This is a genomic window from Streptomyces sp. NPDC127119 (assembly GCF_042677425.1).
Classification (GTDB): domain Bacteria; phylum Actinomycetota; class Actinomycetes; order Streptomycetales; family Streptomycetaceae; genus Streptomyces.
In genome coordinates this window covers 1-9757 of record NZ_JBHXTO010000065.1, presented here as the reverse complement: position 1 = coordinate 9757, position 9757 = coordinate 1, and the positions used below count along the sequence as shown (strand labels likewise).

General features: G+C 71.9%; 9 protein-coding genes. 4 read left to right on the top strand and 5 right to left on the bottom strand.

Translation table 11 applies throughout. The annotated features are described in order from the left end of the window. Positions 1-19 precede the first annotated feature (19 nt). Genes ACFVH5_RS25145 through ACFVH5_RS25135 form a run of 3 tightly spaced genes read left to right on the top strand, consistent with a single transcriptional unit; the run spans position 20 to position 2937 of the window. The gene (locus tag ACFVH5_RS25145; protein ID WP_107022038.1) at positions 20-682 is read left to right on the top strand and encodes a tellurium resistance protein; all 663 of its coding nucleotides are present in this window, start codon (positions 20-22) and stop codon (positions 680-682) included. Next, entirely contained in the window at positions 676-1593 is a 918-nt protein-coding gene (locus ACFVH5_RS25140; RefSeq protein WP_384799900.1) for a protein phosphatase 2C domain-containing protein, read from the top strand. The genes ACFVH5_RS25145 and ACFVH5_RS25140 overlap by 7 nt, the downstream gene beginning before the upstream one ends. Beyond that, a complete protein-coding gene (locus ACFVH5_RS25135; RefSeq protein WP_384799902.1) occupies positions 1594-2937 on the top strand; it encodes a protein kinase in 1344 nt (447 codons plus the stop codon). It abuts the gene before it with no gap. 36 nt (positions 2938-2973) lie between these two features. Here the strand turns inward: ACFVH5_RS25135 and ACFVH5_RS25130 are convergent, their stop codons facing one another. From ACFVH5_RS25130 to ACFVH5_RS25110, 5 genes are all read right to left on the bottom strand, one after another. Then, entirely contained in the window at positions 2974-3297 is a 324-nt protein-coding gene (locus ACFVH5_RS25130; RefSeq protein WP_384799905.1) for a hypothetical protein, read from the bottom strand. A 64-nt stretch (positions 3298-3361) separates the two neighbouring features. Next, positions 3362-4858, bottom strand: a complete 1497-nt coding sequence (locus tag ACFVH5_RS25125; RefSeq protein WP_385836006.1) for a hypothetical protein — start codon at positions 4856-4858, stop codon at positions 3362-3364. A 56-nt stretch (positions 4859-4914) separates the two neighbouring features. Beyond that, positions 4915-5958, bottom strand: a complete 1044-nt coding sequence (locus ACFVH5_RS25120) for a ketopantoate reductase family protein (protein WP_385836005.1) — start codon at positions 5956-5958, stop codon at positions 4915-4917. Positions 5959-6011: 53 nt separating this feature from the next. Further along, the gene (locus ACFVH5_RS25115) at positions 6012-6443 is read right to left on the bottom strand and encodes a DUF4440 domain-containing protein (protein WP_385836003.1); all 432 of its coding nucleotides are present in this window, start codon (positions 6441-6443) and stop codon (positions 6012-6014) included. Further along, the gene (locus tag ACFVH5_RS25110; protein ID WP_385836002.1) at positions 6436-6993 is read right to left on the bottom strand and encodes a DUF1697 domain-containing protein; all 558 of its coding nucleotides are present in this window, start codon (positions 6991-6993) and stop codon (positions 6436-6438) included. The genes ACFVH5_RS25115 and ACFVH5_RS25110 overlap by 8 nt, the downstream gene beginning before the upstream one ends. Positions 6994-7319: 326 nt before the next feature. On the opposite strand from ACFVH5_RS25110, the gene ACFVH5_RS25105 reads away from it, so the two are divergent. Further along, complete coding sequence (locus ACFVH5_RS25105) at positions 7320-9611, top strand: MMPL family transporter (protein WP_385836000.1); 2292 nt, start codon at positions 7320-7322, stop codon at positions 9609-9611. Positions 9612-9757: the final 146 nt, after the last annotated feature.

The following is a 9757-nucleotide window of genomic DNA, read 5'->3' as shown; positions in this document are numbered from 1 at the left end:
TGACATCCCCGGCGGGCCCATGGCGAACCGTCCGGTCCACTTCATCTGGCTGCTCGACTGCTCGTACTCGATGCAGGGCGAGAAGATCGCCCGGCTCAACTACGCGATCAGGGAGGCCGTCCCGGAGATGCGTTCGGTGGCCCACGACAACCCGGCGGCCCAACTGCTGCTGCGTACGGTCACGTTCTCCACGACGGCCAAGTGGCATCACCAGACGCCCGTCCCCGTCGACGACTTCACCTGGCAGGACGTCGAGGTGGACGGCATGACCAACCTGGGCGAGGCACTGCACCTGGTCTCGCGCGAGCTGCAGAGTCCGCCGATGCCGCAGCGGGCCCTGAAGCCGGTGCTCGCGCTGGTCTCGGACGGTGTGCCGACCGACGACTGGAAGGCCGGTCTCAAGGCGATCGACGCGACACCGTGGGGGCGCAAGGCCGTCCGGGTCGCGATCGCCATCGGCCACGACGCGGACCGCTCCGTGCTCCAGGAGTTCCTCGCCAATCCGGAGCTGCAGCCGCTGGACGCCAACAGTCCCAAGCAGCTTGCGGCGGCGATCCGCTGGGCGTCGACGGCGGCGGTCAAGGCGGCCTCGCAGCCGGTCGCCGGTTCGGGGGACCCGCTGGCGAAGCAGCCGTTCGCGCCGCCGGTCCTCGACGACGACGATGACGACGACGTGTGGTGACGGCACTCGTACGGCGCTGGGCCACCCTCGCCGAAAGCATCCAGGGCACCGGGAAACGGCAGAACCAGGACTGGTACGCGTTCTCCGGGACCGGTTCCTCGGCCGATCCCCTCGTCCTCGCCGTGGCGGACGGCCACGGTTCGGCCGCGCACGCGCGCAGCGCGCTCGGGGCACGGTTCGCCGTGGACCGGTTCGTCGCGCTGGCGACGGAGTTCGGCCGGGCGGCCGACGCCTGCCACGAACCGGGCGGGCTGGCCCGGCTGATGAACTACGCCCGCAACGACATGCCGCGCGCCCTGGTCCAGTCCTGGCGCGAGGCGGCCCTCGGGCACTGGGCACGGCACCGCCCGGTGGCCGACCTCGGCCTGCCCGAGCCCGGCCCGGACGAGAAGCTGACGCTGTACGGGACCACGCTGATCGGCGCCGTCGTGACGCCGTGGCTCCTGACGGCCTGGCAGATCGGCGACGGCGATCTGGCGGTGGTGGGCCACGACGGCTCGGTGGACCGGCCGCTGGCCCCGGCCGAGGACGACCTGGGCGACGAGACCGAGTCGCTGTGCGTTCCGCAGGCGTGGCGCGCGGTACGGACGTACTGGGCGCCCGTGTTCGAGGAGGCGCGGATCCCGCGGCTCGTGGTGCTGTCCACGGACGGTCTGTCGAAGAGTTTCGCGTCGGGCGACGGCTTCACGGAGTTCGTCGGGGACATGGACGCGCGGCTCGCGACGGAGGGCTTCGAAGGGGTGCGGGACGCACTGCCCGACTGGCTGCGGCACGCCTCCCGGTACTCCGGCGACGACACGACCCTGACCGCGGCCCTCCTGCACTCGTACGCGGCCCGCCCGCAGCCGAAGCCCGACGCGCAGCCCGGCACCGACCGCGACGCAGAACCCGAACCGAAGAAGGAGACCTAGATGACCGGCATGCTCGACAGCGGCACCCGCCTGACCGTGGAGACCGGTGAGGAGGTCCAGGTCGTCGACATGCTGGGGGCGGGCGGCCAGGGCGAGGTCTACCGGGTGAAGACGTCCGCCGGCGAGAAGGCCCTCAAGTGGTACTACCCGACCTGCGCGACCCCGGAGCAGGAGGGGATCGTACGGGAGCTGGTGTCGCGCGACTTCGACGACGACCGTTTTCTGTGGCCCGAGGCGTACGTGCCCTGGCACCACGGATCGTTCGGGTATCTGATGGGGCTGCGGCCCGACCGGTTCAAGGGCCTGCCCGCGCTGTTCCGCCGCCAGCTGCGCACCAGCACGCGCGCGTTGCTGACGGCGTGCCTCTACACCGTCGAGGCGTACCAGGCGCTCCACTCGCGCGGCATCGCCTACCGGGACATCTCCTGGGGCAACGTCTTCTTCGACCCGGACACCGGTGACATCCTCGTCTGCGACAACGACAACGCGGTGGTGGAGGGCGACGCGAGCGGGATCTCCGGGACGATGGAGTTCATGGCGCCCGAGCTGGTGCGGGCCGAGCCGGGCGCCCGTCCCGGTACGCAGTCCGATCTGCACTCGCTGGCCGTGCTGCTGTTCATGTTCCTGATGAACCATCACCCGCTCAAGGGCAGGCGGGAGTTGGCGATCCACTGCCTGGACGAGGCCGCCGAGCGGAAGCTCTACGGGAAGAACCCGCTGTTCGTCTTCGACCCGGCGGACGACTCGAACGAGCCCGACCCGATGGAGCACGCGACCGTGCTGGCCACCTGGGACGCCTCCGCGGGCGCCCTCCAGGACTTGTTCCGGCGCAGCTTCACGGCCGGGCTGCACGATCCGGCGGTCCGGGTGCGGGAGTCCGAGTGGCGCGACGCGCTGCGGGCGGTACGGGACGCGGTGGTGGAGTGCGCGTCCTGCGGGCGGCAGAACATGACGGAGCCGGGCGAGCCCCAGCCGCAGGCGTCCCGCCCGTGCTGGGGCTGCGGGGCGCTGCTGGTGCTGCCGCCGCGCCTGACGGTGACCACTCCCCCGCCGCGCACCGAGCGCCACATCCGGCTGCCGCGCGCGGCCCGGGTGCAGGCCCACCATCTGCAGGCGGAGCCCGCCCGGCACGACTACTCGGACGCGAGCCTGGTGGCCGAACTGGTGGAACACCCCACGAAGCCGGGCCGCTTCGGCATCGCGAACCGCAGCAGCCGGACCTGGGCGGGCACGCGCTCGGACGGGACGTCCCAGCAGATCGGCCCCGGCCAGACGGTCCCGCTGCGCGCGGGCCTGGAACTGGACCTGGGGGACGGCACCCGCGCGGTCGTACGGGCGAAGTGAGCGCCCCGGATCACGGGTGAGGGGGCCGCGCCGGGTTCACAGGCCGAGGACCCGGCTCAGCTCCTGTGCGAGGGCGAGCCCTCCGCTGCCGGCCGCGACGCCCACGGAGATCGTGTCCAGGGCCGAGCGAACCCGCCCGCGGTCCGGGGCGGCGCCCTCCTGCCCGGCCCGCGCCAACTCGCCCCGTACGACCTCCGCCTGGGCGACGAGGGGCGGGTTCTCGGTGCGCAGCCGCTCCACGAGTTCGGCGGCCAGGCGCAGCGACTGGGCCGCGTCCACCCCGTTGTTGACCTCGATACGGCCGTGGTCCCCGAAGTTGGAGGGGCCGTTGATGTTGCCGTGGAAGTTGAAGGTGCTCATGCCTGGCTCCTGGTAGGGGTGCTGTTCGCCGGACGCACGGGTTCGCCGAGGGGGCGGGGGCAGGTCATGAGCCGCCGCCCTGGCCCGCGCCCGGATGGCCGCCCTGCCCCTGCTGCGGCTGGCCGCCCGCCATGGTGATCTGGCCCTGGTTGCCGATGTTGCTGGGGCCGTTGATGTCCCCGGAGATGTTGTAGGTCTGGGTGCTGATGATCTGCTGCGCCTTGTCGAACGAGCCCGTGTCGACGTTGTGGTCCTGGAGGAAACGCTCGGTCGCGACCAGGACGCCCTGCTGGAGCCGGAACAGGAAGTCCTGCGCGTCGGTCTTCTCCGAGTATCCGGCCGCGTCCCAGTCGCCGAGGCTCTCGCGCAGACTGTCGAACGCCCCGTAGTCGTACACCAGATGGCGTTCCTTGATCTCGCGGCGGGTCCTGGTCAGGGCCCGCTCCGTCTCGCGGTGGAACCGGCGCCGGGCGCGCAGCCGCCGGGAGGCACCGCGCAGTTCGGGCCAGACGTGCGCGGTGGCGTACGAGACGAGGCTCCACCAGCTCTCGGCGCGGGCGACGGGCAGATGGTCCACCCGGTGGAAGCGGCCGTGCAGCGGCGGGATCGCGTACGCGGCGACCTCCCAGGTGAGGCTCGGCCGGTGCAGTCGCGCCCGCAGGTACATGGAGACGATGGTCCGGCCGCCCTCGCCGACCCGTTCGAGGCAGAGGTACGTGCGCATACCGGCGCCGGGGCTCTGCAGGCCGGCCTGGACGAGCTGCCGGGGGATCTGGGCGCGTGGGTGGCGGGTGCGGTCGGGCAGCAGGTCGGGCAGGTGGAGGGCGTTGCTGCCGAGGACGTACAGGCGGTTCCTGGCGCGCAGGCCGTCGAGGCCGGAGACTCCCTCCATCTCCCGGGCCACATAGGTGTGCAGGTCGACGGCGTCGAAGGGGCGGATGGTGAGTTTGCCGCCGGTGGGCGAGTCCGCGGGCCTGCTGACGTCGATCGGCTGCCAGAGCGTTTCCTTGATCTTGTCGCCGCTGCCGACGAACGGGTTGGTGCGCTCCGCGGAGTCGGTGTACGGGATGACGTTGGCCCGCTTGAGGTCGTGCAGCCGGGCCTCCGCCTCCTGTTCGACGGCCGGGGCGAGGTTCTCGGCCTTGTCCTGGCTGCGGTAGACGTCCTGGGCCGCGGCCCTGGCACGTGCCTGGTCGTGGTGGACGAGCCACCAGGCGGCGGCCAGGACGGCCACCGGCCCGTACACGGCGGTCATCGCGACCGGGCCGTGGCCCTTGACGAGGGCGACCAGTCCGGCGAGCACCGCGGCCCAGCCCGCGGCGAACAGCCAGGCGAGCTGGCGGTCGAGCGCGGCGCGGGCCCTGACGGCCACGCGCGCGTGCCGGGCGAGCGCGACGAGGTTGATGCCGAGGGCCGGGCCCATGGCGTTCAGGCCGTCCCCGGTGAGCCGGTGGTCCGCCTCGTGGGCGAAGTCCGCGTCGAGATGCACCGACGCGCACAGCCGCCGGGTGACCGCGTCCTTGCGCATCTTCGGCAACGACGGCAACTGTCTTCCGACCATTCAGGCCCCCCACCCCGTAATCGCTCCATCACCCTAGGGATACGAGGGGCCGTGTGTCACGGAGTTGCGGCACCGGAGATCGGGAGGGCCCGCGCGACCGCCTCGTCGGCGAGCCGTACCAGCTCGGCCACCTCCATCGAACCCGCCGCCCGCCGTTCCCGCGCGAACTCGTTCGCGAGGCGTCGCAGCAGGTCGTTGAGGGGCGTCGGGACTCCGTGCAGACGCCCCAGCAGGGCGATCTCCCCGTTCAGGTAGTCCGCCTCGATCGTGCCCGTGCCCCGGCTCAGCGACTGCCAGGACGACCCGCCGCCGCGCACCGGTCCGCCGTCGAGCGGTACGAGGCGCATCTTGTCGGCGCGGGCCTCCTTCTGCTCCTCCTGCGAGGCGTACGCCGTACCCGCGGCGGCGAGCACCGCCTCGCCCTCGGCGCGTACCCGGCCCTGCAGCGCGTGGGCCTCCTCGCTGTCGACGACGCCGCTGACCGCCTCGATGGCGTTGGCGAGGTTGGCGAGCAGTTTGGCGTACTGCCAGCGCGTCACATCGGGTACGACCGGCGCCTCGAAGCGGGACGCGGACAGGTCGGCGGCGACGGCCCGCGCGGTGTCGTCCGTGCCGTGCGGGAAGCGCCCGAGGTGCAGGATGCCGGTGAGGGGCGATCCGGCCGCCGACACCACGCCCGGCTCGACGAAGGTGGCGGGCAGCCACACGCACACCCCGTACACGCGGTGGAAGCGGCGCAGTGCGAGCCGCTGGCTCTCCACGCCGTTCTGGGCGCACAGCAGGGGCAGCCGTTCGGCCGCCGTGCCGCCGCCCGCCACCGGGGCGGGCCCCCATTCCTCCAGGGCCGCCACGCTGTCCTGCGTCTTGACGGCGAGCACGAGGACGTCCTCCGCACGCAGTTCGCCGAGGGCCGACGGGCCGTCGACGGCGGGCAGCCGGTGGGTGCGTGCCCCGTCGGGTGTCACGAGCCGCAGTCCCCGCTCGCGCAACGCCTCGTGGTGCGCGCCGCGCGCGACGAGCACCACGTCGTGTCCCGACTCGGCGAGGCGTCCGCCGATGGCCCCGCCCACGGCCCCTGCTCCGATGATGATGTAGCGCATGGCCCGAGCCTGCCACAGTCACGTGTACGACCCGACGATGAGACGACGACGGCTCACACCGCGAACGGCGTCCCCTGGTGGAAGTACAGGAGCCACCCGTCGTCCGACCGCCGCCACAGCGAACTCCGGTGTACGTGGCGGCCGTCGCCCTCCGTGTCGAAGGTGAGGTGGACGACGTCCGCCGAGAGCTGGACGCCTCTCATCCCGGAGGCGGACACGGGGACCGCTCCCGTCCCCGCCTCCGTTTCCGCCTCCGTTTCCGCCTCCGTTTCCGCCTCCGTTTCCGCCTCCGTGGCGAGCATGCCGATGATCGCGGCCCGGTCCCAGTGCCGGCCGGAGGCGCCGAACTCGTGGAAGTCGGGGTGCAGCAGCGCGCCGGCCAGCTCGGGGGAACGGCGGACCGCGGGGTCCAGGAGGCGCAGCTCGCCCGCGACGGCCGCCTCGACGGCCGCCGCCGCGTCGACGTCGCGCGCGGGCTCACTCACCGGTCAGCTCCACGAGTTTGACGACGGTGTTCCAGTTGCGTGTGGTGGCGACGACGCCCTTCGTCACCCGGGGCTTCGCCAGGCTCTCCGCCAGCTTGGAACGGCCGAGGCCGTCGGGGGCGTACAGGTACAGCACGCGGTCGCCGAGGCGGAACTCCTCGGGCAGGAAGGCCTGTTGCTCGACCGACGCGAAACGTCCGGCGTCGACCGGCGCCGAGAAGTAGGTGACGTGCAGCTGCTTGGCCTCCAGTTCGGCGGCCGGGAACGGGCAGGCGTCCAGGACGGCCCGCAGATACGCGTGGTCGCGCACCAGCACGTCGACGGTGAACCCGAAGCGGTCGGCGAGGGCTCCGGCCAGCTCCTCGGCGAGGGAGTCCTCGTCGCCGTGGTCGCTGGTGAACACGGCGTTCCCGCTCTGCAGATACGTACGTACGCCGCCGTGCCCGAGCCCTTCCAGGAGGGTCCGCAGCTCGGCCATCGGCACCTTCCGGCTGCCACCCACGTTGATCCCGCGCAGCAGCGCCGCGTACGTCGTCGTCCCCATCGTCATCCGCACACCCTAGGCCCAGGAGCTGACAAGACCCTTTAGGGCGGCCGTCGTGCCCCGTGGGGGTGGGCACGACGGCCGGCGGGCCGGGACTGCCCGGCTCACCGCAGGTTACCGACCGGTCAGCTCGGGCGCGACCCCCGAGAGGCGGCTTTACATGTAAGGGCCTCTCATCCTCCTCAGTGCGGAGGTGGCGGGGTCCGCGGGGAGGACTTCCGACCACCGGACTTCACCAAAGAGCACGAGGAGAGACCCTTATCCGCGCCATACCTTCATAGCGGAAGGTGTCGGCAGGAGGTCGGCACCCAGGACAAGGGGGCAAGCCCGTCATGGGGAAGCGAGACACGCGGGTACGGGGGATAGCGGCCCGGGCCGGTGGCTGGAGCGCCCGGCACCGCTGGGCGGCCGTCGGGATCTGGGTGCTGTTCGTCGTTCTGGCGATGGGACTCGGCTCGGCGGCGGGCACGGTCGAGCTCAAGGACAGCGAGCAGCTCGGGGGCGAGACGGGCCGGGCCGCGGCCATCGCCGAGCAGGCGGGCATCGACGAGCCGGCCGGGGAGACCGTGCTCCTCCAGGCCAAGGGCACGGGCCTCAAGGCGACCGACAGCGAGTTCCGTGCCGCCGTCGCCGCCGTGATCAAGGCGGTCGAGGGCACCGGCAAGGTGACCGACGTGACCTCGCCGTACGACACGAAGACGATCTCGAAGGACGGCCGCAGCGCGCTCGTGCAGTTCGACATGCGCGGCGAGGCGGACACGGCGGGCGAGCGGGTCGAGCCCGTCCTGAAGGCCGTGGACGAGGTCCAGAAGGACCATGAGGCGGTGCGGATCGAGGAGATCGGCGGCGCCAGCATGAACAAGACGTTCGACGACGCGTTCGGCGACGACTTCCAGCAGGCCGAGTTCTCCGCCGTGCCGGTGGCCCTCGGCATCCTGCTGGTCGCGTTCGGCGCGCTGGTGGCGGCGCTGGTGCCGGTCCTGCTCGCGATCACCGCGATCATGGCCACCATGGGCCTGATGATGATCGTCAGCCATGTCCAGCCGATGGACGACACCTCCAGTTCCGTGATGCTGCTGGTCGGGCTCGCGGTCGGCGTCGACTACTGCCTGTTCTATCTGCGGCGCGAACGCGAGGAACGCGCGGCGGGCCGGGACCCCGAGACCGCGCTGCGCATCGCCGCGGCGACCAGCGGCCGGGCCATCATCGTCTCCGGCGTCACGGTGTGCGTGGCGATGGCGGGCATGCTGTTCACCGGGATCGCCACCTTCAAGGCGATGGGGCTCGCCTCCCTGATGGTCGTGGCGGTCGCCATGGTCGGCTCGGTCACGGTGCTCCCCGCGGTCCTGTCGCTGCTCGGCAAGCGCGTCGAGACGGGACGGATCCCGTTCCTCCACCCGGACAAGCGCCGCAAGGCCAACGGCGGCTCCGGCAAGGCCGGTTCCGGCAACGACAGCCGCTTCTGGACGGCCGTCCTGCGCGTGGTGCTGGCCAAGCCGGCGATCTCGCTGATCGTCGCGGCGGGCGCCCTGGTGGCCATCGCCGCTCCCGCGCTGGGCATGAAGACCCAGAACCTCACACTGGACCAGGAGTTCGGCGACTCGCTGCCGATCGTGGCGACGTACGAGCGGGTCAACGAGGCCTTCCCCGGCGGTTCCGACCCGGCCGAGGTGGTCGTCAGGGCCGACGACATCAACTCGCCCGAGGTGAAGTCCGCGCTCGCCGACTTCCGCGCCCAGGCGGTCAGTTCGGGTGCCTCGCGCGGCCCGGTCGACGTCAAGGTGCACGACGCGCAGAACATCGCCTTCGTGTACGTGCCACTGGTGGGCGGCTCGAACCTCGACAAGGCCGAGAAGAGCCTGACGATCCTCCGCGACGAGGTCCGTCCCGCGACGCTCGGCAAGGTCGACGGCGTGGAGGCCCCGATCTCCGGTCAGGTGGCGGGTTCGAAGGACTTCAACGACCAGCTCGTCAGCGCGGTGGCCCCGGTCTTCGTCTTCGTCGTGGTCTTCGCCTTCGTGCTGATGCTCCTGTCGTTCCGCTCGCTGACGGTCGCGGTCACCTCGATCGTCCTCAACCTCCTGTCGGTCGGAGCGGCGTACGGCATCCTGGTCGCCGTCTTCCAGCACGGCTGGGGCGCGTCGCTGGTGGGCGCCGAGGGGGTGGGCGCGATCGTCACCTGGCTGCCGCTGTTCCTCTTCGTGATCCTGTTCGGGCTCTCGATGGACTACCACGTGTTCGTGGTCTCGCGGATCCGTGAGGCGCGGCTGCGGGGGCTGACGACCCGGGACGCCATCCAGCACGGTGTCGTCACCACGGCCGGTGTCATCACCAGCGCCGCCGTCATCATGGTCGCCGTCTTCGCGATCTTCGGGACGCTGTCCATGCAGTCCATGAAGCAGATGGGTGTGGGCCTCGCGGCGGCGGTCCTGATCGACGCCACGATCATCCGCGGTGTGCTGCTCCCGGCGGTCATGGCCCTGCTCGGCGAGCGCAACTGGTACTTCCCGAAGTGGCTGAACCGGCTGCCGGACCTCAGTCACGACGAGTCGTTCGAGGAGCCGTCGACGCAGCCGCAGCCGCCTCAGCCTCCGGCGGTCGAGGGCGAGAGGGTCGGCGTCTGACCGGCCGGTTCCGTACGGAGCGGCAACGCTGAACGGCAGCGGGGCCGGGGCAAGTGCCCCGGCCCCGCGGGCGTTCGCGGGACGGCGGGTCGCGGTACGCCGTGCCGCGGGACGCCATGTGGCGGGGGGGCGGTAGCGGGGGGTGG